At 62.4% G+C, this 21,601-nt stretch carries 21 protein-coding genes and 1 pseudogene; 2 read left to right on the top strand and 20 right to left on the bottom strand.

Annotated features, from left to right (window positions below):
• The first annotated feature begins 613 nt into the window (after positions 1–613).
• Positions 614–2,275 carry an apolipoprotein N-acyltransferase gene (lnt, locus tag VG99_RS05730; RefSeq protein WP_082049994.1) on the top strand — a complete coding sequence of 554 codons (1,662 nt, stop codon included), beginning with the start codon at positions 614–616 and terminating at the stop codon, positions 2,273–2,275.
• Here lnt and VG99_RS05725 read toward each other — a convergent pair.
• The 4 genes from VG99_RS05725 to VG99_RS05715 form a co-directional block, all read right to left on the bottom strand.
• Positions 2,223–3,443 carry a BaiN/RdsA family NAD(P)/FAD-dependent oxidoreductase gene (locus VG99_RS05725; RefSeq protein ID WP_082049993.1) on the bottom strand — a complete coding sequence of 407 codons (1,221 nt, stop codon included), beginning with the start codon at positions 3,441–3,443 and terminating at the stop codon, positions 2,223–2,225. The two genes, lnt and VG99_RS05725, sit on opposite strands and share 53 nt — an antisense overlap.
• A 111-nt stretch (positions 3,444–3,554) precedes the next feature.
• Complete coding sequence (locus VG99_RS16020; RefSeq protein WP_158023881.1) at positions 3,555–3,704, bottom strand: hypothetical protein; 150 nt, start codon at positions 3,702–3,704, stop codon at positions 3,555–3,557.
• A 13-nt stretch (positions 3,705–3,717) separates the two neighbouring features.
• Positions 3,718–4,674, bottom strand: coding sequence for a cation diffusion facilitator family transporter (locus VG99_RS05720; protein WP_044498756.1), 957 nt, complete (start codon positions 4,672–4,674; stop codon positions 3,718–3,720).
• Complete coding sequence (locus VG99_RS05715) at positions 4,671–5,135, bottom strand: transporter substrate-binding domain-containing protein (protein ID WP_044498754.1); 465 nt, start codon at positions 5,133–5,135, stop codon at positions 4,671–4,673. The genes VG99_RS05720 and VG99_RS05715 overlap by 4 nt, the downstream gene beginning before the upstream one ends.
• A 158-nt stretch (positions 5,136–5,293) precedes the next feature.
• Between VG99_RS05715 and VG99_RS05710 the strand changes: the two genes are divergently transcribed.
• Positions 5,294–6,010, top strand: coding sequence for a YebC/PmpR family DNA-binding transcriptional regulator (locus VG99_RS05710; RefSeq protein WP_044498753.1), 717 nt, complete (start codon positions 5,294–5,296; stop codon positions 6,008–6,010).
• Here VG99_RS05710 and VG99_RS05705 read toward each other — a convergent pair whose 3' ends face one another.
• From VG99_RS05705 to nosR, 16 genes and pseudogenes are all read right to left on the bottom strand, one after another.
• The gene (locus VG99_RS05705) at positions 6,011–6,811 is read right to left on the bottom strand and encodes a metallophosphoesterase family protein (RefSeq protein WP_044498752.1); all 801 of its coding nucleotides are present in this window, start codon (positions 6,809–6,811) and stop codon (positions 6,011–6,013) included. It abuts the gene before it with no gap.
• Positions 6,808–7,782, bottom strand: coding sequence for a diacylglycerol/lipid kinase family protein (locus VG99_RS05700; protein WP_158023880.1), 975 nt, complete (start codon positions 7,780–7,782; stop codon positions 6,808–6,810). The genes VG99_RS05705 and VG99_RS05700 overlap by 4 nt, the downstream gene beginning before the upstream one ends.
• A gap of 19 nt (positions 7,783–7,801) precedes the next feature.
• Positions 7,802–8,068 (bottom strand): DksA/TraR family C4-type zinc finger protein, encoded by a 267-nt coding sequence (locus VG99_RS05695; RefSeq protein WP_044498750.1) that lies wholly within the window; start codon positions 8,066–8,068, stop codon positions 7,802–7,804.
• Between the two features lie 15 nt (positions 8,069–8,083).
• Positions 8,084–9,730 (bottom strand): alpha-glucan family phosphorylase, encoded by a 1,647-nt coding sequence (gene glgP / locus VG99_RS05690; RefSeq protein WP_204216690.1) that lies wholly within the window; start codon positions 9,728–9,730, stop codon positions 8,084–8,086.
• Between the two features lie 63 nt (positions 9,731–9,793).
• Positions 9,794–10,243: a hypothetical protein gene (locus tag VG99_RS05685; RefSeq protein ID WP_044498748.1), complete on the bottom strand. Its 450-nt coding sequence runs from the start codon at positions 10,241–10,243 to the stop codon at positions 9,794–9,796.
• A gap of 152 nt (positions 10,244–10,395) precedes the next feature.
• Positions 10,396–10,626 carry a glutaredoxin family protein gene (locus VG99_RS05680; protein WP_044498747.1) on the bottom strand — a complete coding sequence of 77 codons (231 nt, stop codon included), beginning with the start codon at positions 10,624–10,626 and terminating at the stop codon, positions 10,396–10,398.
• Positions 10,627–10,715: 89 nt separating this feature from the next.
• Positions 10,716–11,108 (bottom strand): CZB domain-containing protein, encoded by a 393-nt coding sequence (locus VG99_RS16455; RefSeq protein WP_420848289.1) that lies wholly within the window; start codon positions 11,106–11,108, stop codon positions 10,716–10,718.
• Between the two features lie 99 nt (positions 11,109–11,207).
• Positions 11,208–11,444, bottom strand: a pseudogene (locus VG99_RS16450) (methyl-accepting chemotaxis protein); the annotation flags it as partial.
• Positions 11,445–11,957: 513 nt separating this feature from the next.
• Positions 11,958–13,043, bottom strand: a complete 1,086-nt coding sequence (locus tag VG99_RS05670; RefSeq protein ID WP_044498745.1) for a cytochrome-c peroxidase — start codon at positions 13,041–13,043, stop codon at positions 11,958–11,960.
• Between the two features lie 291 nt (positions 13,044–13,334).
• A complete protein-coding gene (tatA, locus tag VG99_RS05665) occupies positions 13,335–13,523 on the bottom strand; it encodes a twin-arginine translocase TatA/TatE family subunit (RefSeq protein WP_076939728.1) in 189 nt (62 codons plus the stop codon).
• Between the two features lie 62 nt (positions 13,524–13,585).
• Complete coding sequence (locus tag VG99_RS05660; RefSeq protein ID WP_044498743.1) at positions 13,586–14,170, bottom strand: nitrous oxide reductase accessory protein NosL; 585 nt, start codon at positions 14,168–14,170, stop codon at positions 13,586–13,588.
• Positions 14,171–14,198: 28 nt separating this feature from the next.
• The gene (locus VG99_RS05655; RefSeq protein ID WP_044498742.1) at positions 14,199–15,026 is read right to left on the bottom strand and encodes an ABC transporter permease; all 828 of its coding nucleotides are present in this window, start codon (positions 15,024–15,026) and stop codon (positions 14,199–14,201) included.
• Positions 15,023–15,949, bottom strand: a complete 927-nt coding sequence (locus VG99_RS05650; protein WP_044498741.1) for an ABC transporter ATP-binding protein — start codon at positions 15,947–15,949, stop codon at positions 15,023–15,025. The genes VG99_RS05655 and VG99_RS05650 overlap by 4 nt, the downstream gene beginning before the upstream one ends.
• Positions 15,949–17,250: a nitrous oxide reductase family maturation protein NosD gene (locus VG99_RS05645; RefSeq protein WP_044498740.1), complete on the bottom strand. Its 1,302-nt coding sequence runs from the start codon at positions 17,248–17,250 to the stop codon at positions 15,949–15,951. Before VG99_RS05645 ends, VG99_RS05650 begins: the two co-directional genes overlap by 1 nt.
• Before the next feature lie 136 nt (positions 17,251–17,386).
• Positions 17,387–19,312 (bottom strand): TAT-dependent nitrous-oxide reductase, encoded by a 1,926-nt coding sequence (gene nosZ, locus VG99_RS05640; RefSeq protein WP_044498739.1) that lies wholly within the window; start codon positions 19,310–19,312, stop codon positions 17,387–17,389.
• A gap of 41 nt (positions 19,313–19,353) precedes the next feature.
• Positions 19,354–21,522, bottom strand: coding sequence for a transcriptional regulator NosR (gene nosR, locus VG99_RS05635; protein WP_044498738.1), 2,169 nt, complete (start codon positions 21,520–21,522; stop codon positions 19,354–19,356).
• Positions 21,523–21,601: the final 79 nt, after the last annotated feature.

Here is a 21,601-nt window from a genome sequence, read left to right as displayed (position 1 = left end):
AGGCGCCACAGTGTAACAGAAGGCAGACCGCGTACGATCAGTTCCTGATGCGCGACTTGCGGAATCCACCATGGGTGACGAAGGATCCGGTATCACCTAGTAACCAGAACCGCGTTGCCCGGTAGCCGGCTTGAAAACGAGAAACGTGATAACTCCGCGCCTTGCTATAGGCCCACTTCCAGCCTCGTTTATTACTCATAATTCGTTGTTACCGTTTCATGATCGGCGGTGCCGAATTTCAGTGACAAAACGGCTTTGGCAGACAGTGGTGCGATGAAGGACACGTCCTTGTTCCAATCGGGGTGCCAATGTGTCCGCCCGCCTCAGACCGACAATGGCCTTTGGAAACGGGTGGGTCGGAATGGTTCCCTGATTTTCCCTGTCAGTCACAAAACCCCTTCCCCAGGGTTACAGCTACCTACTGTGGCTCACCCCTGCTATGGCATACTGCCACTGCTTTATGTGATGCGCCAGTAATTTGATGGATTCTTGGTGATTACGTTAAGAGTGTCAATATTTCATCGCTTGAGGCGATCGACGTCACTCAAATAGGGTATTGTCCTAGAACAGCTCACGTTTTAGGGTCCGGTAAACCCCTGCTAACATCGAAGCCATGACCCAGAGTTCAAGCCCCTTTCCCCTGGACGCCACGTCCCCGCTGCCCGCCCGGTATAGTCAGGTTCTTCTGCGACTGCTGCTGGCCGGAATGAGCGGCTTTTTGCTCTGCGTACCTTGGCTGAATAGCGACCTGTACTGGGTCGGCTGGTTTGCCTGGGTGCCGCTGCTATTTGCCCTGCGCGGCACGGGGGCGGCCGCGGCCCTGTGGCTTGGCTGGTTTGCCGGGGCGATTTGCTTCGCCGGTGGCAGTTACTGGCTGGCCGACTTCATGGTCAATCTCAAGCAGATCAGTCCGCTGTCGAGCCAGTTGCTGGCCCTGCTGTTCTGGGGCTACCTGGGGCTGGTCGTCGGGCTGGGTTGCTTGGGTTATCGCTGGCTGGTCAACCGCCTGGGTGGTTGGGACCTGCTCGCCTTCCCGGCGACCATGGTGGCGGTCATGGCCCTCTACCCCATGCTGTTCAAGACCCACTTTGCCGACGGCCAGGTCGACTTCCTGCCAGCCTTGCAGGGCATCGAACTGACGGGGGCCGCCGGGCTGGATGCACTGATGCTGCTCTTCAACGTGCTGGTGTTTCGCCTGCTGACGCCCCGCCGCTCGCCCCTGGTGTCCTATTCGGGTATTGCCCAGGGACTGGCCTGGGCGGCGGTCGCGCTATGGTTTGGCTATGGCTACGCCAGCCTCTACGAATGGGACCGGCGCATGGCGCAGTGGGATACGCGCCGGATCGGCCTGGTGCAACCCAATGATGCCGTTACGCTGGACATCCCCGCCCCGGCGCCGGGCTTCAGCCGTGAGCGCCCGCCGGAACTGGCGGCGACCGAGCGGCTGGTGGCCGCGGGTGCCCAGTGGGTCGCCTGGCCTGAAGCGCGCTACAAGGGCTTTTTTGACAACTACAGTGTGCGCGACAGTTATGCGGCGACGCTCGCCAAGCATGGGGTGCCGCTGATCTTCCATGATGTGGAGCGGCGCTGGGTGGATGCCGAGCGGGTCAGTTTCAATACCGTGGCGCTGCTGGATCGGCAGGGCGAGCTGACCTCCCAGTACCGCAAGATGCTGCGCATGCCCTTCGGTGAATATCTCCCCGAGCCCTGGTCGTGGCCGGTGCTCAAAGGGATCACGGACCTGGTGTTCGGTGATTTCCTGCGCCCGTTGGGCGCAGGCAAGGAGCATGTTGCCTTCAATCTGGATGGCATGCGGGTGGTTCCCAAGGTCTGTTACGAAGCGGCGTTCCCCGACTTTGTGGCCGAGGCGATCCGGGGGGATGGGGCCGGCAAGATGCTGCTGTTCCTGTCTCAGGACAACTGGTTTGGCGAGACGACCCAGCCCTTCCACCACGGCAACATGTCGATACTGCGCGGCGTGGAGAATCGCCTGCCGATGGCCCATCTGATCAATAACGGCCCATCGGTGGTATCAGCGCCCAATGGGCGGCGCCTGGCTACCAGCGCAGCGTTCAATCGGGACGAGTTGATTGTAGATGTGCCCTTCGATGCGCAAACCGGCGGCAGTTTCTACAGCCGCCATCCGCAGTTGTTCCTGAATCTGATCTACGGGGCGGCAGTGCTGCTGATACTTGCCGCCCTGTGGCGCGGCGGTAGGCCGTTCAGACGGCGAGCCCGGCGCTATAGCCGGATGACCAGGCCCATTGGAAGTTGAAGCCGCCGAGATGGCCGCTGACATCCAGTACCTCGCCGATGAAATACAGCCCCGGGCAGTCCCGGGCTTCCATGGTTTTCGAGCTGATCGCCTCGGTGGCTACCCCGCCGAGGGTAACTTCCGCAGTGCGATAGCCTTCGGTGGCTGAGGGCTTCAGGGCCCAGCCCTGGAGCTGGGCGGCGACGCCCTGCAGTTGCTTGTCGCTGTAATCCGCCAGCGGCCTGGCCGGTGCATCGGGCCACCATAGCTGCAGCAGTTCGGCCACCAGCGCGCGGCCGAGCCGCTGGGCCAGTAGAGTCTTCAGGAGCTGCTTGCCTTGTTGCTGCCGGGCTTCGCGCAGCCAGTTGAAGGTGTCTACGCCCGGCAACAGGTCAATGGTCAGGGTATCGCCCGGGTGCCAGTAGCTGGAAATCTGCAACATTGCCGGTCCGCTGATGCCGCGGTGGGTGAACAGCATGTTTTCGGTAAAGCTCTGGCCATTGCACTCAACGCTCACTTCGAGTGCCAGGCCCGATAGCCGCTCGCAGACCGACTTCATGGTATCGCTGAACATGAAGGGCACCAGGCCGGCACGGCGGGGTACTAATGGCAGGCCGAACTGGGTGGCGATGTCATAGCCGATGCCGCTGCCGCCCAGGGTGGGTATGGACAGCGCGCCGGTGGCCACCACCAGCGACTGGCAGTCCAGCCGCAGGGGCTGTTGCCCCTGGCGCCCGAGCAGACGATAGCGAGGGTGGTGGGTATCCAGAGCCTGCACCTCGGTCACCTCGCAGTGGGTGCGAATCTCGACGCCTGCCTGGTGGCATTCGTCGAGCAGCATATCGAGGATATCCCGCGCCGAATGGCGGCAGAACAGCTGGCTATGCTTGCGCTCCTCATATTCGATGCCGTGGCGTTCCACCATGCCGATGAAGTCCCACTGGGTATAGCGCTTCAGGGCGGCCTTGCAGAAATGCGGGTTGGCCGACAGGAAGTTGTCGGGCTCCACCTGGTAGTTGGTGAAATTGCAGCGGCCACCCCCGGACATGAGAATCTTCTTGCCGACCTTGTTGGCCTTTTCCAGTACCAGGACCCGCCGTCCGCGCTGGGCAGCGGTGGCGGCACACATCAGGCCGGAGGCGCCGGCGCCGAGGATGATCACGTCGAAAGTAGGGCTGGAGGATTGCACGGGAATGGGGTCTGCTCAGCATGGGAAAGGGCAATAAAGGACCGCACGCAGCGCGGGCGTGCCGGCGCGCATGATAACACGCAGCCCTGGATCCCCGCAGCGGGGCGGATGCTACAGCAGGGCCTTCTTGCGCCAGGCCGGCAGCGGGCGGGTGCGGCTGACCGGTGAGGCTGGTGCGCTGGGCGCGGCGAAGGGACGGCACCACCAGAAGGTCGAGCTGGCGGAGGGCGATTGCAAACGGGGTGGGGTAGGTGTCCACATGGCACTGTTCTCTCTAGCGTTCTATGACTTCAACCGGCATCACGATCAGGTCATACAGCCGCCAATCCAGGGCGCGGGCCTGTTCTGCTATCTCCTGCACCCGGCGGGCGACGTTGGCCTGCCCGGGTGCCAATACCACAAAGATCTCGCCACCGACGATGTGCCCTTCTTCACGCAGGCGGGAGGCGGCATCGAGAATGTCCGGCTCGCGCAGCAGGGTTTCGGCGATCAGGTCCTCCAGGCCCAGCGGCTTGTTGCCGATGGTTTCGGTCGGGCGCTGGTCCATCAGGTTGAACATGGCCTTGCGCACATGGGTAACACCGTCCTTCAGCACGTCCAATGAGATGACTGCAGCGGCGAGCGAATCGGCCCACCAGAACCCCAGGCCAATACCCAGGATACCGACGATGGCCGCCGCCGCGGTCATCCAGTCGGCCTTGTTCATGTCCGCGTCGGCATAGAGGGTGCTTTCGTGCAGCGCCTCGGCCAGGGGCATTTTCAGGTGCCCGAGGATCACCGGAAGAATCATCGCGTATACCAGGGCCGCGATCATGATCCAGCCGCCCCAGATCTGGTACTGCCAATCGAACAGCTGGAAGTGACCAATACTGGGATGTTCCCGCTTGATCAGCGACGACAGCGAATCCATCAGCATGAACAGGCCGAACATCAGGATGGCCACAGCGGCCGCCAGGAAAGCCAGCAGGATTGCCCGGCTGTAACCGTAGGGATGGCTCTCGTCCGGCGGTCGCCTGCGGATACGCATTGCCAGCAGGAACACCGCCGGCGGCACGAACGCCAGCAGGTCTTCCAGCAGGGCCATCTTCATCGCCTGGGACGAGCCCATGGTCAGGTACATGGCGACAACAATGGTGAGGGTGAGAAACAGGGAAATCCATTCCAGCCGAATTGCGCGGCGCAGCAGGCGCTCCTTGTCCTCGGGCAGGATATAACCCCGGCGTGCTTTCATCGCTCGTTCTCCTGCTGCTGGAACAGGAAGCGCTCGACGGCCATCAGCAGCGCATTCTCCCCTGGCGGCGTCAACAGCACGCGATCCTCATGGTGGGGGAAGCTGTTGCCGACCTCGGCCTTCCAGGGGTTGGAGCGAGTGAACCCGCCGATCAGCAGATCCAGCTCATAGGCGCGCAGCGCTTCGATCTGCTCCTCCACGCCGCCGGTTTGCCAGTCCACCACCAGGTCGTGTTCGGCAGCGAACTGCGCCACCAGATCGCTTTCAACCCCAGTGGGGGAGGTGGGGTCGGCCAGCTCGACCCAGGGGGGATTGGCAATCACCCCGACCCTCAGGCTGCCCCGTTCCAGGGCGCCATTCAGCGAGTCGCGGGGGTCTGCCGGCCACTGGTCACAGCCCTGCAGTACCAGCATCAGCAGACCCAGCGCCAGGCTGAAACAGATCGATACAGCACGTTGCATGATGGAGCCTGAAATTGTTTGTGAATGTGTCAGAGGGTCAGACTAGGCGCAGCGGTCGGGGTTCCAGTTATATATCCCGGCCAGCGGTTAAAAAACCATCCCAAGGCCGGGCAACTGGCGTAAAATCGTCCCCTTTCTGACTTGATCGGGGTTGCACGATGGGACGCGCTTATCAGAACCGCAAAGAATCCATGGCCAAAACGGCCGATGCGAAAACCAAGATCTACAGCAAGTATGCTCGTGAGATCTATGTCTGCGCCAAGTCCGGCGGTGTTGACCCCAACGGCAACCTGTCCCTGCGGGGCTTGATCGACCGCGCGAAGAAGGACCAGGTGCCCGGTCATGTGATCGACAAGGCCATCGACAAGGCCAAGGGCGGCGGCGGTGAGGACTTTGCTGTCGCGCGCTACGAGGGTTTTGGCCCGGGCAACTGTATCGTCATCGTCGATTGCCTGACCGACAACCCCAACCGCACCATCGCCGATGTGCGTCACTGTTTCACCAAGACCAAATGCAAGATGGGCACCCCCGGCAGCGTCAGCCACATGTTCGACCACTGCGCGATCCTGGCCTTCAAGGGCGATGACGAGGAAGCGGTACTGGAAGCGCTGATGCTGGCGGATGTGGACGTGACCGACATCGAGAACGAGGCTGGCGTCATCACGGTATTTACCCCGCACACCGAATACGCCAAGGCCCGCCAGGCGCTGACCGATGCCCTGGGCGATGTCGATTTCGAGGTGGACGAAATTCAGTTCCTGCCGCAGACCTCGACGCCGATCAGCGCCGAAGACCTGCCCATGTTCGAGCGCTTCATCTACATGCTCAACGATGTCGAGGATGTGCAGAACATCTACCACAACGCCGAGGTCTGATCAGTCGCTGCAGTCCAGCTGCTGCGCCTCTCCCCGCAACTGGAAGCGCCCGTCTTCCCGGGCGTAATCCCAGCGTGAGATACGGCAGTGGCGTTGGCCATTGCTGGCCTCATGTTCGATCAGGTTGACCGAATTGGGCACCGCGCCGCGGACCCGCCGTGACACCCCGGTGCCGGCCTGCAACGCCCAGGCGCGGCGCTGCGACGTGCCGCCAAGGGTCGTCAGGTAGGGCAGGTGAATATGCCCGGCCAACAGCAGGTCTGCCCCGGCGTCGACCCAGGCCGGGATAGCCTGCTCCCGACCGATCAGCAGATTGGATACATCCGTAGGCTGAATGGCGCACACCGGATGGTGCAGCATGATCACCCGCAGCTGGCCCGGCCGCGCCTGACGCAGGCGGTCGGCTACGCGTTTGATCTGGGCGGCGGAGACCTCCCCATCCTTGTGCCGGGCGGGCCGGGTGCTATTGACGCCAATGAGCAGCAGGTCATCCCGTTCCAGCTGCGGTTCCAGCGACTGGCCGAAGGCCCGTCGATAGTTGCCGTAGGGGTTCAGGAGCCGCAGGGGCAGATTGAACAGCGGCAGATCATGGTTGCCGGGCACCGCCAACACGGGCGCCGGCAGTTGCTGGACGAAGGCCCGGGCCGCGGCGAACTGGGCGCGACGGGCGCGCTGGGTGATATCGCCGCTGAGCAGGCACAGATCAGGCTGCTGCTCCCGGGCCAGCTGCAGGAGTGCCGCCACTACCTCCGGGTCCTCGGTGCCGAAATGCAGGTCCGACAGATGCAGGAGGCGGCTCATGGGTGCTCCGGCGGCGGGGCACTGCGGGGAATCAGCAGCGGCAGCGCCTTGGGGACGATATTGAATTGCAGCGGGGTACGCATGCGGAAGATCTCGCCATCCATGGCCACCTTGACCAGCCGCGGGCGCGACCCCAGCTGTGCGGTCATGGTTTCGAAGCCGATGCTGATGACATTGTCCGCCTCGCCCATACGGCTCAGCAGCCCCTGCACCAGCAGGCCATAGAGCGCCAGGGTGCCCACCGGGCGGGAGGCCAGGGCGATCAGGTGATCCGACTCCTCCGGCAGTTGCGGGTCGATGCCGATATGATCCAGTTGCAGCGGATTATTGCAGACCACCAAGGTCGGGGTGCGCAGACTGCGGTGCTGGCCGGCGTAGTCCAGCTGCAGGTGCAGCTGACGATGCGCCCGGGCCAGGGTAACCACTGCCGACCACAATGCCACCAGGCGACTGCGACCATAGCGTTGTTTATAGGCTTCGCGATCCTCCAGCAGTCGGGGATAGAGCCCGACGCTGGCATTGACCAGGAAGTAGCGACCATTGAGCCGCCCCAGGCTGACCTGTTCCAGGCGGGCATCGAGCAGGTCCCGTAGGGCTTGCTCAAGGTCCTGGGAAATCCCGTGGGCCCGCCCGAAATAGTTGAAGGTGCCCTGGGGCAATACCCCGAAGGGCACCCCCTGGCCGACCACGGCCTGACAGACCGCATGCAAGGTGCCGTCACCACCCACGGCGACCACCACACCGGCCTGTTCCCGCGCCAGTTTTACTGCCTGTTTTGCAGTGGCCTCGAGCTGGTTGCCCTGGCGCACCAGGAGTAATTCATGATGTCGCCCAGCCTCCTCGCATACGGCCCTGATGATGGCCTGTCTATCCGTGCTGTCGTGCTTGCCGGAGCCGGCGTTCATGATCATGAACAGGGGCTCGCGACCGGTCAGCGTCAACGTCCCTGTGGGCTGCGGCTGGTGCATCATGCGGATTCTCCGGTGCGGTTCAACGCAGTTGACTGTCCTTGCTGCCGCGGCGGTTATAGCCGCCGGCGGCCTGTTGTTCTCGGTCCAGTGCCGACTGGCACGCCACGCATAACCGCACGCCCGGCACCGCCTGGCGGCGAGCCTCGGGGATGGCCTCGCCACATTCCTCGCAATGGCTGAGGCTTTCACCCGCCGGCAATTTGCTGCGGGCCCGCTCGACGGCGTCCTTGATGGTGTCGTCGATCTGGTCCTGTACCGCACCGTCCTGCGCCCATCCGGTTGCCATGTTTGCCTCCGCACGTCATTGGTCATAGAGCTGGCGATAATAATCATCCGCCAGGCGATCGGAATCGAACCGGGGCAGCACATCGCGCATGCCCTGCTTCACCAGTGCCAGCCAGCGCTCTGGCTGGTCGTAATACAGCGGGCGTACCCGCTGGTCGATGATCTCCATCAGCTGCTGGTAATCGGCCTGGTCCTGGGCTGCGGTATCCAGCCCTGGCTCAGCGGGTCCGATGAGCAGGCAGTTTTGGCCATCGCGGGCGAACTCCGGGACCCAGCCGTCGCTGATCGACAGGTTCACCGCGCCGTTCATGGCGGCCGCCATACCGCTGGTGCCAGACGCCTCGCGTAGCCGCTGGGGCGTATTCAGCCAGACATCGGCGCCCTGTTTCAGCAGGCGCGATAGCCGGATTTCATACCCGGTCAGGACCGCAAAGCGCGCTGTCTTGTAGGACAGCCGCACTAGCCGGTTGAACAGCTCCACAGCGGTCTGATCGAAGGGGAACGGCTTGCCCGCCCAGATCAACTGTACCGGTCGCTCAGTGTCCACAATCAGCCGACAGAATCGATACAGGTCATGCATGAGCAGATCGGCCCGCTTGTAGGCGGCGAAGCGCCTGGCCCAGACGATGGTCAGCACTGCGGGGTCGAACAGCTTGCCGGTCTGGTCTGCCACGACCTCGAACAACTCGCGCTTCAATTCCTGTTTGCGGCGCAACAGCGCCGTGTCGTCCTCCTGATCCAGCGCGTGGCGTAGCGCCCGGTCCTGCCAGAAACGGGCGTTCTGGGCATTAGTCACCGAACCGATCGGACAGGTTCCCGGCTCGCTAGCCCACATCTGATTGGCTACCTCTCCGTGCAGCCGGGAGACGCCATTGGCGCGACGCGCCACGCGCAGCGCCGCCAGGGTGTGGCTGAAAAGGGGGCCGGTCATCCCGGTCAGGTCGGTGATCTGATCGGCACTCAGCTCACCAAAAAAACCCATGCGCTGGAGGAACACCTGGTCGTGTTCGGGGTTGCCGGCTTTTTCCGGCGTGTGGGTGGTGAAGACGATCCGCTGGCGTACCGCCTGGCTGTCCGGCAGGTGCGCCCTGAGGTGGAAGGCCAGGGGCAGGGCGTGGGCTTCGTTTAGATGGTAGACGTCCGCACCGCCGAGGCGCTCCACCAGCCTGGCGCCGCCCATCCCCAGGACGATGCTCTGGGCGATGCGGGTCGAGGGCTCGGTATCGTACAGCCGGTGGGTGATGGTCTGCGCCAGGTAGTCGTTTTCCGGGATGTCGGTGGTCAGCAGGTAAAGCGGGGCGGTACCGAACACCTCGGCCGGCAGCAGCAACGCCTTGACCCAAACCTGGTGGCCATTGACGGTGACCGTAACGCAGATGCCGGTATCCACCAGGAAGGGGTAGTATTTTTTCTGGAATTGCACCCGCATGCCCTGGTCATCCTGGCGGACCTGGTCGTAGTAGCCGTTCTTCCACAGGATACCGATGCCGATCAGGTTCTGGCGCAGGTCGAAGGCACTACGCATATGGGAACCAGCGAGAAAGCCCAGTCCTCCGGAGTAGATCTTCAGCGGCTGGTCGATGGCGTATTCCATGGAGAAATACGCCACGCGGGTGCGGTATCGTGGGTCGGGCTCCCAGGGGAGCGGCCAGGCTTGAGTCATGGAGGACTCCAGTGTGAAAGCAGGCCGGCCTATCGTCGGCCTGCGCTGTCACCCCCTCGACAATCAGGCCATGCAGGCGCGCTCGCGCTGGCCGGCAAACAGGCGCGCATCCGCCAGGGCATGGTGCGGCACCTCCAGTTGCTCATCCCAGGTCACTGGATCATGCGGTACGGCGCGCATGCATACACTAGAGGGTAGCCCATCGGGGCCCAGCAGCCATTTGAGCAGGGGCTGGTCCCAATGGGGCGAGGCGGTCAGGATGTCCACCGGGGCGATAGTCTCGAGAAAGGTGCGCAGCCGCTGGCGCGCCTGGGTGGTCGTCAGACCATGGGCGAGCAGGTCAAGCTTGGGTAGCACGGTGTCCTGAACGAACCCGGAACAATCATCGATCTTCCAGTTATCGAGGAGCTCCAGGTAGAGTTCCTGACCGTCACTGGTGACGAGGGCGAGACTGATCAACCGGGCATGGCTGGCGAGGCTGGTAAATTCCATATCCAGATATGCTCTGCGCATATTCTTGTTCTCCCTGAAGTGTCGCTGAGGTGCAACTTCAGCAATGCTGACCAGCAGAGAATCAATCAATCCGACCCTAAAGGCAATAGGCCGCTCGTCGGTTCGTCGGGCCGAGGGCAGGTGGTGAGACCTGCCTCACGCCACCCGCGCGGTTATTGGCCGAAGTGCGCCGCCAACTCGTCGTAACCGCCGATACGCTCCCCCTCAAGGAACACCTGCGGCGTGGTCTGAACCCCGTGTTCCTCCTTGAACAAGCGCTCCTCGGTCGGGTCGGCAAATACATGCACTCGGTAGGAAACGCCCTGCTTGTCCAGCAGCTCGATGGCCTTGGCGGCGTAGGGGCAACCTTCCTTGTGGTAGACATGGTTTTCGCTGTCGTTCATGGGTACTCCCTCGTCGATAAAAGAATGCTGTCCTTGTTCGACGGGTACGGCAGCAAAAGATTCGGCCTTTTTGTGCTGCAGCGGTCGGCTCAGGTGCTGGTCTGGCGCCGTTCGAAGGCGGCCATCACGTCGGCGACGATACGCATCACCGCCAGGTTGGCTTCTTCCATGCCGCCCAGATGTTGTACGGCCGTTTCCAGCGCGCCGTCGTTGAAGCAGTGCATGGCCGCCAGTCCTTCGCTGTGTACTGCGGTATGCGGTCGTTCGATCTCCCGGAATTGCTGGGACTGCTGGATGCTCTGGCTACCATTACCGTAGTACCACCTGCCGAAGCGGCAATCGCGCTCGCCGGGCAGCTCCGGCAGGGGCGCGCCGCGCTTGCCCAGGAGGTGGTTGTACACCACGAACTTGAGGGACAGCTCGTCCAGATTGGCCAGCTCCACCCCGGCGCGGAAGGCCGAGGTCTCGATTCCCCGTTGCATTTCCCCGGCCAGGCTGTGCAGCAGGTCCATGCCCACCACCGCCGCCTCGGTGGACCGACTGAAGTCCTCGGCCAACGCGCCCTGGGACTGGATGTATTGCTGCACGGCGCCGGTAATCTTCTGCAGCTCGTCGATTCGCGCCACTATGTCGCTGGTGGCCTGGGCGGTGCGTTCGGCCAGGTGCCGGATCTCACTGGCCACCACGGCAAAACCGCGGCCGGCTTCCCCGGCGCGGGCCGCTTCGATGGCGGCGTTGAGGGCGAGCAGGTTGGTCTGGCTGGCAATGCCGCCGATGAGATCGACGATACCGTTGATTTCTGCAGAGTGTTCCGACAGCGTCTCGACCTGATTCGACGCGCCAATCAACCCGCTTTCCATGGCAGTCGCCTTGTGGCGCAGGTCATCGAAGCGCTGCTGATTGCCCAGCGCGGCGCTGGCAACCTCCACGGCATGCTCGCGATCACGGTTGAGCTGGCCGGCCAGGTATTCGAAGGAGTCCCCAAGGTGGGTAACCGAGGTACTGAAACGGATCAGGTTGCCCGATACCTGGCGGTAATAATCCAGTTCGCGCTGGTCGCGGTGCGACTGTTCCTCCAGCTGCTGCTGGAGCTCGGCGATGTGGCTGGCCTGTCTGGCCACTTCGGCTTCGAGGCGCTGCCGGTCCCGCTGCAGTGCCTGTAGTTCATCTTTATTACCGCGCCACCACATGGTTACCTCTGCCCGCCGGTTATTTCCTGTTTTATCGGCAGCGCTGGCTGGGTCATGAGCCAGGGGGGCAATTTGTCGCAGCTGCGGACAACTTCCGCTATCGCCAGGGAAGACAGGCGACCTGCCTTCCCCCGGCTCCGGTTACTGGTTGAGTTCTTCCCGTGTTTCGACGCTGACCTCGTCATCGGGTCGCGGCGTCTTGGCGGTACTGGCCGGCAGCACCGGCAGCGTCAGCTGGGGCTGGTCGCCGGTCAGGCTGTGCAGGAAGGCGGTAATGGCTTTGATGTCGTCCGCTGCCAGTTCCCGTCCCAGCTGGCTATCACCCATGATGGCAACCGCCTGCTCCAGATCCCATACCTCACCGCTATGGAAATAGGGTGGCGTCAAGGCAACGTTACGCAGGGGCGAGGCGCGGAAGACGTATTCATCCGAGGCGGTGCTGGTTACCGCGAACCGGCCCTTGTCCTCCACCGGCAGGATGTCAGCGCCGGGGCGCTTGACCACACCAAAGGGGAAGTAGGCCTGGCCGCCGAGGTTCACGCCGTTATGGCAGGCGACACAGCCGGTGTCGATGAAGGAGGCCAACCCCTTTTTCTGCACCTCGGTCAACGCATCATCATCGCCCTTCAGGAACTGGTCAAAGGGCGCGTTCGGCGTGATGAGCGTGGTTTCAAACGCCGCCAGGGCCTGGGCCGCATTCTCGAAGCTGACCGGATCATCGCCCCCAAAGGCCTGGGTGAATTCATCCACATATTCGGGAATACTTTTCAGTGTGGCCTCGATCCGTTCGGGGGTATTGTTCATTTCTACCGCCGCCTGCAACGGACCCTGGGCCTGCTCCTGCAGATCCTCGGCGCGGCCATCCCAGAACTGGGCGGCGTTGAACACCGCGTTGAGCACCGTCGGGTTGTTACGCGGACCCTTTTGCCAGCCATGACCGATCGACACCTGGACGTTGTCGCCGCCACCGATACTGAGGTTGTGACAGGTGTTGCAACTGATCAGGTGGCTACGTGACAGGCGGGTTTCGAACCAGAGCTTGCGGCCCAACTCGACCTCCGCAGGCTTGACCTGCTTGCCGCGGATCTCGGTAACCTCATCGGGAATGGGCTTGAAGATGGCCTGGGCGCGATCACGGAGCGCCTGATCGGCATGGGCAATACCGGTCGCAAGGGCCAGGCTACCGACCAGCAGCGAGAGCCCTTTACGGGCTGTGGTTCTTTTCATCGTTCACAATTCCTCATCGTTGGCGTGGGGAGAGCGGCCTGCCTGGGCAGGCCGCCAGCCTCGGATAGAGTATAGGACGCTATCGTGACCTGACTCAGGCAGCAGCGATTGCCTCAGCCACACCGAAGTCGCAGGACGATGCTGGGCGGTTGCCCTTGGCGAACCGTGTGCGGCCATGGACGGCCGCACACGAGCGCCATGGACGGCACGGGTGCGAGTTCGCCAAGGGCAACCGCCCAGCATTGTCCAACTCCGAGCCCTGCCGCTACGTGTCGATGATGAAGCCGCCCTTCAGGAATGCTGCTTGAGCTTTTCCGCCTCCAGCGACTGGGGATTGGTTTCGCCCTCATTGACCGCCTTGCGGAAGCCGCTGATGGCGCCGCCAATGTCATTGCCCAGCCCGCGCAGGCGCTTGGTGCCGAACAGCATGATCACGATCAGCAGAATGATCACAAGTTGCCAGATACTGATGCCCATCATCTCGATTTACTCCGTTACTAACTATGATCCGGCCGCCATGGCCGGGTGGTTGTTGGTGCAGGTCAGTGCATCTCGCCATGCATCATGGTGTCGTGCATGTTGTCCTGATCCAGCATATCTGTCATATCACCGTGCTGCGCCGCCGCGGCCTGTTGCAGGAACGCCTGGTCGATCTCGCTGAAGGGCAGCACCACCCCGTTGTGTTCGCTGGCCAGCGCCTCGGCCGCGGCCTTGTCCGCAAAGGAGGCGAGGGACGCCCCCATGGCGCCCTTCAAGGGCGTACCGGAGACATACCAGGCCTGGCGCGCATCAATCAGGTGGGCGTCATCGGGCTGGCCCCACTGGCTGCGGCCCATGTCATGCACATACAGCTGCACATCCAGGATGCGGTTTTCCGGCTGCAGCCACCAGCTGAGCATTTCCGCGGTGGAGCAGAACTTCTTCACCCCATCCTGGCCCACCACCTGGCCCTTCGGGCCATCGAAGTCCGCGACGATCATCCCGCATACATGGCACTCATCGTCCTGGTGAAAGGCCACCGGGTCCAGGTTCACGGGCGCTTCTTCCTTGTCGCCGCAGGCCGCCAGAGCCAGACCCAACAGCATCAACAGCGCAGTACGCAGGGCAGATTTGTAGCTCATCTTCATGACAGTTTTCCTATTCTGGTTGTTCTCGTCAGGCGGCACGGCGCCGGAAGGCGACATAGGCCAGCAACAGCGCCAGGCCAGCCCAGGCCAGCAGGCATAGCCAGAGCACGGCGGCGCCGATGGGCAGATCCTCGCCCAGGGACAACACACCGATGGCGCTGGCCCCATCAAAGCCGGACAGGTTGATCAGCCGGTAGATATCCGTAGGGTTGAGCAGCAGCAGCCACGGCAGCAACTCGGGGTTGAACTTGCCCTCGCTGAAGACCAGCAGAGCCAGCAGCACCAGGTCGAAGACCAGCACGAAGAGAAACCACACCCCCAGGGCCAGGCCGGCGGCGCTGGATTTCTCGCTGACCAGGCTGCTCAGCAGATAGGCCAGTGCCAGGAAGGCCCAGCCCAGCAGGGTCGAGGACAACATGAAGCGGCCGAACGCCCAGACCAGCAGGCCCAGTTCGATATCCTCGACCAGCAGGGCGATGGCCAGGGCGGCGCAACCGAAGCCGATCAATACGGCCAGCGCCAGGATCAGTCCGTGGCCGACAAACTTGCCGAGCAGAATGTGACCGCGACCCAGTGGGTAGGTCATCAGCAACATCAGGGTCCCGCCCTCGTCCTCACCGACGATAGCGTCGTAAGCCAGCAGCAGGGCGATCAACGGCATCAGGAAGGTCGCCAGGCTGGCCAGGCTGGCGATAGTGGCGGGTATCGAGGTGAAGCCCAGTTGCCCGGAGGCAGCGGCGCCGAGCCAGGCGATACCAACGGCCAACGCCGCGAACAACACGCTGATGGCAAGCAACCAGCGGTTGCGCAAGCCGTCGTTGAGCTCCTTGCGGGCAATATTCCAGATCTGGTTCATGCCGTTTCCTCCCGGGCCTGGGTCTGGTTGGCGCGCTCGGTGTAATAGCGGTACAGATCCTCCAATGACGGTTGGATGATCTCGATATCGCTGGGCTGGTCCTGTTCCAGCAGCTGGCGCAGCAGCGGGATCTTGCCGGCGCTGGGGCCGACCAGTTCGATGCTGTCGCTGCCCAGCGCCCGGGATGAGTTGCCCGCCGCACTCAGGGTGGCCAGTAGCTGGTCCCGGTGCTGCAGGCCGCTGGCGCGGATCCGCGCGGGCAGGCCGGCTTCGCTGCGCAGGCTGGCCAGGGTGCCGCTGGCTTCCAGCCGGCCGGCGGCCAGGATGGCGGCGCGGTTGATATGCGCTTCCACCCCGGGCAGGACGTGGGAGCAGAGCACCACACTGGTGCCCTGCTGGCGCAGGGTATCGATGAGCAGGTACAGGTCCTGGGTCGCGATCGGATCCAGGCCCACGGTCGGTTCGTCCAGCAACAGCAATTGTGGATCGCCGAGCAGCGCCTGGGCCAGGCCCAGGCGCTGGCGCATGCCTTTGGAGTAGGTCTTGACCCGGCGGTCAGCGGCATGGGCCAGGCCGACCTGTTCCAGCAGGTCATCGGCTTGCTGGCGGGCGGCGCCCTTGATGCGGGCGAAGTGGTGCAAGGTCTCGCGTCCGGTCAGCTGCGGGTAGAACATCACGTTCTCCGGCAGGTAGCCCAGCTGGCGGCGGATTTCCGGAGTGTCTGCCCTGCCGCCCAGCACCCGCACCTGGCCTTCGGTCGGGGTGAGCAGGCCGAGAATGAGCTTCATGGTGGTGGTCTTGCCGGCGCCGTTATGGCCGAACAGGCCCAACACCTCGCCCGGTTCCAGTTGCAGATCAAGCTGGTGCAGCGCGGTCATGGCGCCATAACGTTTGCTGACACCTCGAATATCAACAGCATTCATCAGTGGGTTTCCTGTGTTCGTTGGGTCAGGTGGCCGGTAGGCAAATGCATCAGCGGATGGCTGTCCTGCACGCCCTGCATCTTGATCACCGGGAAGGCGCGCTGCACCCAACGCAGCAGTTGAATGGCCGGGCTGTTCATCAGCAGCCGTACCTGGGGATACATCCACAACAGCCGGTCGACGTTGTCGTTGGGCTCGTAGGGCACATCGCCAAGGCCGTCATCATTGCGGTCCCAGCCCAGGTAATCGCTCCAGTAGTTGCCGCGGCCGTCGACCGACCATTCCTGGGTGCGGGTGGCGACGTACTTGACCTGTTGCTCGTTATCCATGAAGGCGTTGCCGCTGATCTTGTTGTCCTCCGAGCCCGCAGTCAGGTGAATGCCCAGGTTGCTGCGTTCGAACTGGTTGTTATTGATGGTGTTGAACAGGGAGTTGTAGATGAACAGCGCCTTGCCTTCGCCGCCCTTGATCATGCTGTCGTCGCCGGTCTGGCCGCGCTGCACGTTGGACACGAAGTTATTGCTGATCGTGGAATAGGTAATGAAGTTCATCAGGATGCCGTAGTTGCGGTCATCCTCGGAGCGGTTGTTCTCAACCGTGAGCAGGCGGCTTTGCATCAGCGCATAGCCGGTGCGGGTGCGGCGTGTGGTATTGCCGATCACCCGGTTGCTCTGGGAGAACATGTAATGAATGCCGAAGCGCAGATCCTCCATCAGGTTGCCCTGAATGAGGTTGTTGTTCGAATTGCCGAGGTAGATGCCATCGCGGGTATTCTTCACCCGGTTATCGACGACGCTGGCGTTGTTGGTATTGATCAGGTGGATGCCGTTACCGCGATCCTGGGAGCGCAGCTCGGGATCGCCCTCGATCAGATTGTCCTCGACCCGCAGGTCGCGCGTGCTGTCCGACCAGATGCCGAAGCCCTGGCCGCGCAGGTGGTTGTTGCGCAGCACTACGTTGCTGGCCGTCTGTTCGACGAAGATGGCCGCATCCATGTCGGTCAGGTTGTGCCCCCAGTTGCGCAAGGTGCAGCCTTCGATGGTCACCTCGGCGGCGCGAATGGTCAGGACATTACCTTGGCCGCCAGACTGCAATACGGCGCCCGAGGCACAACGCAGATGGATTGGGGTTTCGATGACGAACTGGCCGGAATATTCCCCCGTGGGCAATATCCAGCTGTCACCTTCGGCCTGCAATGGCAGGCTGTCGATTGATTGGAGGGATGCGTGAGCAGTGGCTGAAAGGCCGCACAGTATCATGAGTGCCGAAAGGCCCCAGGGTATGGCCTGATGCTTGAACAATGCTGTTTCCTTATGCCGCTTGAGATTGCTCTGTTGTCGGTGGGTACGCAGACCGGAATGTGCGAGCCTCACGCGGCTCTTTCTTTGTCCGAGCTGGGCTTATGTGGGAGCGGTCAAGACCGCTCCCACAACCGCTTTACGCCGGTTCGACCAGCATGCGACCGCACATTTCCATGTGCAGAGCATGGCAGAACCAGCTGCAGTAGTACCAGTACACCCCGGCCCGGTCGGCGGTGAAGGTGATGGACGAGGTCTGCTGCGGGCTGATTTCCATGCTCACACCATGGTTGACCATGACGAAGCCGTGGGTCACGTCCTCGATCTGGTCGATGTTGGTGATGGTGACAGTGACTTCGTCGCCCTGCTTGACGGTGAACTCATTGAGACCGAAGGATGGTGCCATCGAGACCATGTACACCCGGACCTTGTTGCCGTCGCGGATGACCTTGCTGTCGCTGGTCAGGTTGATGCCATCGGCCTCGGCCATCTTCACGGTCTCGGCGAAGAAGGGGTCATTACGATCCCAGACCTTCTTGGTACGGATCTGGTCACGGCGGGCCATGATGCAGTCGTGTGGTTCGGCGAAGGTGGGGCCGTCGTGTACCAGGATCATCTCCTCGCCGGAGATATCGATCAGCTGGTCGTTCTCGGGGTGCAGCGGGCCGGTCGGCAGGAAACGGTCCTTGGAGAACTTGGACAACACCACCAGCCACTGGCCGTCTGCTTCGCTGGTTTCGGTCAGCGAGGCGTGGGTGTGGCCCGGCTGGTAATGCACGTCCAGCTTCTGCTTGATGTAGTTGACCTTCTCGCCGTTGTAGGCGCGGATGGCTTCCTCGATGTTCCATTTGACCACCTGGCTGTCGATGAACAGGGTGGTGTAGCCGTTGCCGCGACCGTCGAAGGTGGTATGCAGCGGCCCCAGGCCGAGTTCGACTTCAGCGACGACCACATCCCGCGGGTCTTCGAACTTGTTGTCGAACAGCTCGGGCAGCTTGTCGATGGCAATCACCGTGACGGTGGGCGACAGCTTGCCGGCGGCGATGAAGTACTTGCCATCTGGCGAGGTGTTCAGGCCGTGGGGGTTCTTCGGCACCGGAATGTAACGGGTGACCTTGGGAGCCTTACCGTCCTTCTTGCGACCGTCGACAACCGGCACCTTGGAGTCGCCCAGGGTGATGAAGTTGCCGGCTTTCACTTCAGCCTCGATGGCATTGACGTCGAATACCACGACCCAGTCGCGCTCGTTGCGCATGGTGCCGCCCAGGTCCAGCGCTTTCTCGGAGTTGTAGCAGGTAGCGGCGGCGAAACGGCCGGTGTAATCCGCGTCGGTGTTGTCGAGGTTGCCGTCGACGATGACCTGCCAGGCCACTTCCATGGTTTCCGCGTCGATCGCGTTGTACATGGTGTAGCTGTTCTCGTCATCCATGGCGAAGGTCGAACCATCGTTCGGATGCGGGATGATGAACTCGGCGTTGCAGAACACGTACTTGGTATGCGGCACCTTCTGCAGGCGCAGACCGTGGATGGCCTGCACGTTGGGTACGGTGGTGATCCTGTCCGTCTTCATGATGTCCAGACGGATGCGCGCCACGCGGCTGTTGGCCTTGTCGTTGATGAACAGGTATTTGCCGTCGTACTTGCCATCGGTCATCGACAGGTGCGGGTGGTGGCAGTCGCCGTTGGCGAAGCGGGCGCTGTCGCCGAGGATCCGCTTGCTCTCGTTGGTCAGGCCCCAGCCGGTGGCCGAGTCGACGTTGAAGACCGGGATGCGCATCAGCTCGCGCATGGAAGGCACGCCGAAGACGCGCACTTCGCCCTGGTGGCCGCCGGACCAGAAACCGTAGTAGGTATCCAGCTCGCCCGGGCCGACGTGGATCTTCGCCTGGGCTTTCTTCTGGGCGTCAGTGACTGCCTGCGCCCAGGTTTCACGGCTCATTACCGCGCCGCCGAAGGCCGTCGCCGCCACAGCCGCACCGGTCATCGCACTGGCGCCGAGGAAACCGCGACGGCTCAGGCCTTTGGATTCCGGCTTGGCCGGAAGATTCTTGGGGTTGTCGCTCATGTTCTGCTCCTTATTGGACCATCTTCGTTGACCGGGTGGGGTCAGGGTTCCACTACTTGCACTACGGGGATCAGTTGATCATCCGGCGCCTTCTTGCCACGCGATTTGCGCTTGTTTTTCAGTATCAGCGGGGGACACTTGTTTTCATTGTGGTAAGTCATCTGGCAGTCCAGGCAGTAATGGCATTCGTTGTGGTTGATATGCCCATCCGGATGGATGGCCTGGATCTCGCATTCCTTGGCACACAGCTGGCAGGGGTTGCCACATTCCTTGCGGCGCTTGAGCCAGTCGAACAGCCGTACGCGGCTGGTGACCGACAGCGCGGCGCCCAGCGGGCAGATATAGCGGCAGAACACCTTGCGGGTGAAGATGTTGATCACCAGCAGAATCACCGCGTACAGCACGAACCACCATTGGCGATCGAACTTCAGGGTGATGGCGGTCTTGAAGGGCTCCACCTCGGCGGCCTTCTCGGCCATCATCATCGATTCCAGCGAGATGCCGAACAGCACCAGCAGGATGATGTACTTGATCGCCCACAGTCGTTCATGTACGGCAAAAGGCAACTCGTACTGGGGAATCTTCAGTTTGCGGGCGATCTCGTTGATCAGCTCCTGCAATGCCCCGAAAGGGCACAGCCAGCCACAGAACACGCCGCGGCCCCAGAGCAGGATGCTGGCGGCGGTGAAGGTCCAGATGATGAAGATCACCGGGTCGCTGAGGAACAGCTCCCAGCGGAAATCAGTGAACAGCGCATGGGCGAAGGTCAGCACGTTGACGATCGACAATTGCCCCAATGCATACCAGCCAATGAACACCACGGTGAAGGTCAGGTAGCCGTGGCGCAACCAGCGCAGGAAGTTCGGGTGCCGGGCGAAGTTGTCCTGGAAGAACAGGATGATGGTCAGCAGCAGCAGGGCGACCAGGATCACCCCTACCTGGAAGCTCTTCTGATACCAGATGTTGACCCATACCGGGCGGTTGGCCTCCTCGATGGCCTGCAGTTCCTCGGGGGTAGGTACCGGCCGGTCGATGTACTGCTCCGGGGTTTCGTAGGGCAGCTCGAAACTGGTGAAGATGCTGTCCACCGGGCCGGTCTGGCGGCGTACCAGCAGCTCCAGGGTCCAGGGCGTGCCGGGATCGAATGCCGCATCTTCACGAAGGATGAAGATGGCCATTTCCTGGAACGGCGGAGCGCCGTCGGCCATCACGTCGTACAGCCGGATATGGTCGAGATCGCGGAAGCTGTGGATGTTACCGAACTGGCGAATCTGCACCCGGTCGAAGATGCCGCCGCGCACGTAGCCGGAGCCCTTGAACGAATACTGGCCTCTGCCCAGCACGGCGAAGGCATGCTCGCCGGGCTTGAGATCGTCCATCAGGAAACGGTACTGGTTGTCCCCCAGCACGGCGCGGCCCACGGTGGGGGCGTTCAGCCAGGTAGCGTAGAGGTCGATGAAGGTCTCGTCATTGCGTTCGGCCGGCGCCTCGTCGATGCCTTCGGCCTCGGTGCCCTGGAAGGCACGGTTGATATCGGCATTGGTCAACAGCAGCCGACGGATCGAGCCGTCGCCGGTCAGCTGGGCCCAGCTCGCCTCCTCATAGACGTCTTCACGGACGGTCGCCGGCTTGCCGCGGGCGGTCAGGTTGCCCTTGACCAGCCCCAGCGAGGCGGCCACCTCCTGGGCAGCGCGCATGACGATTTCATTGACCACCATGACGGTCACGGTGGCGCCGGATACCGCATCCACGGTAATGGCGTTCTCATCCCGGGAGCGGCCGACCACCACGCGCCGATCGGCCTTGACGCCGGCATACAGGGCAGTGAAATCGTGCAGTTTCTGCTCGGGAATGCCGATCAGCAGAATGGGTTCGTGATGCTCCAGTACATAGGCATCCCGGATCACGCCCTCGGTATCCAGCAGCACCAGCATGTTGATCGGCTTGCCGGAGTAGGCCGGGATGTTGAGGACGTTGATGCTTTCGAAGGCGTAGCCGTAGACGGTACCCACGGCGTTGCTGAGCGTGCGGACGCCGTAGTCGCCCTCGGGCTCGGATACCACGGTGACGTCGGGAAAGACCTGCTCGATGCGCTGTTCGATGATGGCGGGATCAGCGGCGAAGGCCAGATTCCATGACAGGGTTGCAAACAACAACACGACGGCCAGCACCAGTCTGCTGATGGCGGTCGCAACAATCGGCAACTTCATGGCAGTACATTCCCTATCAAGAATATTTTCATTTTATCGTTCGGCTCTCCAAGAAGACTTGATCACTATCAAGCGGGTG

The sequence above is a fragment of the Pseudomonas saudimassiliensis genome, assembly GCF_000939975.1.
Classification (GTDB): Bacteria; Pseudomonadota; Gammaproteobacteria; order Pseudomonadales; family Pseudomonadaceae; genus Halopseudomonas; species Halopseudomonas saudimassiliensis.
The sequence above is the reverse complement of the archived record's forward strand: the minus strand, read 5'-3'. Positions and strand labels throughout refer to the sequence as shown.

Excerpts from the sequence above, each read along its gene's own strand:
- VG99_RS05700 (WP_158023880.1), bottom strand. The coding sequence starts at position 7,782 with ATGATGCACCAGCCGCAGCCCACAGGGACGTTGACGCTGACCGGTCGC.
- VG99_RS05655 (WP_044498742.1), bottom strand. The coding sequence starts at position 15,026 with ATGAACCAGATCTGGAATATTGCCCGCAAGGAGCTCAACGACGGCTTG.
- VG99_RS16020 (WP_158023881.1), bottom strand. The coding sequence starts at position 3,704 with ATGTGGACACCTACCCCACCCCGTTTGCAATCGCCCTCCGCCAGCTCG.
- lnt (WP_082049994.1), top strand. The coding sequence starts at position 614 with ATGACCCAGAGTTCAAGCCCCTTTCCCCTGGACGCCACGTCCCCGCTG.
- VG99_RS05710 (WP_044498753.1), top strand. The coding sequence starts at position 5,294 with ATGGGACGCGCTTATCAGAACCGCAAAGAATCCATGGCCAAAACGGCC.
- glgP (WP_204216690.1), bottom strand. The coding sequence starts at position 9,730 with ATGACTCAAGCCTGGCCGCTCCCCTGGGAGCCCGACCCACGATACCGC.
- VG99_RS05720 (WP_044498756.1), bottom strand. The coding sequence starts at position 4,674 with ATGAAAGCACGCCGGGGTTATATCCTGCCCGAGGACAAGGAGCGCCTG.
- tatA (WP_076939728.1), bottom strand. The coding sequence starts at position 13,523 with ATGATGGGCATCAGTATCTGGCAACTTGTGATCATTCTGCTGATCGTG.
- nosR (WP_044498738.1), bottom strand. The coding sequence starts at position 21,522 with ATGAAGTTGCCGATTGTTGCGACCGCCATCAGCAGACTGGTGCTGGCC.
- VG99_RS05685 (WP_044498748.1), bottom strand. The coding sequence starts at position 10,243 with ATGCGCAGAGCATATCTGGATATGGAATTTACCAGCCTCGCCAGCCAT.
- nosZ (WP_044498739.1), bottom strand. The coding sequence starts at position 19,312 with ATGAGCGACAACCCCAAGAATCTTCCGGCCAAGCCGGAATCCAAAGGC.
- VG99_RS05670 (WP_044498745.1), bottom strand. The coding sequence starts at position 13,043 with ATGAAAAGAACCACAGCCCGTAAAGGGCTCTCGCTGCTGGTCGGTAGC.
- VG99_RS05650 (WP_044498741.1), bottom strand. The coding sequence starts at position 15,949 with ATGAATGCTGTTGATATTCGAGGTGTCAGCAAACGTTATGGCGCCATG.
- VG99_RS16455 (WP_420848289.1), bottom strand. The coding sequence starts at position 11,108 with ATGCAACGGGGAATCGAGACCTCGGCCTTCCGCGCCGGGGTGGAGCTG.
- VG99_RS05660 (WP_044498743.1), bottom strand. The coding sequence starts at position 14,170 with ATGAAGATGAGCTACAAATCTGCCCTGCGTACTGCGCTGTTGATGCTG.
- VG99_RS05680 (WP_044498747.1), bottom strand. The coding sequence starts at position 10,626 with ATGAACGACAGCGAAAACCATGTCTACCACAAGGAAGGTTGCCCCTAC.
- VG99_RS05695 (WP_044498750.1), bottom strand. The coding sequence starts at position 8,068 with ATGGCAACCGGATGGGCGCAGGACGGTGCGGTACAGGACCAGATCGAC.
- VG99_RS05715 (WP_044498754.1), bottom strand. The coding sequence starts at position 5,135 with ATGCAACGTGCTGTATCGATCTGTTTCAGCCTGGCGCTGGGTCTGCTG.
- VG99_RS05705 (WP_044498752.1), bottom strand. The coding sequence starts at position 6,811 with ATGAGCCGCCTCCTGCATCTGTCGGACCTGCATTTCGGCACCGAGGAC.